We start from the raw sequence: 268 nt of genomic DNA on the forward strand, positions 1-268 counted from the left end.
TCCTGCTGATGGCGCGAACAGAGCAAGACGATCCGCTGGATCTGCGCGGCTCCTTTGCCGGTGCGATGGGTTATGGGCAGTTCATGCCATCCTCTTATAAGCAATACGCAGTCGATTTTAATGGCGATGGTCATATCAACCTTTGGGATCCGGTTGATGCGATTGGTAGCGTACCCAACTACTTCAAAGAACATGGCTGGCGTGCGGGCGAGAACGTTGCGGTGCCGGCCAGCGGGGAGGCTCCGGCATTGGAGAATGGCTTTAATAC

The 268-nt window shown here is 55.2% G+C and carries 1 protein-coding gene; it reads left to right on the forward strand.

What is annotated here, in order from left to right; translation table 11 throughout:
• Positions 1–268: lytic murein transglycosylase (locus tag KVT28_RS25250; protein WP_217550919.1), on the forward strand; the 268-nt coding region annotated here is incomplete at both ends.

Origin of the sequence: Pantoea sp. GbtcB22, from assembly GCF_019091025.1 — a bacterium.
Lineage (GTDB): Bacteria > Pseudomonadota > Gammaproteobacteria > Enterobacterales > Enterobacteriaceae > Pantoea > Pantoea leporis.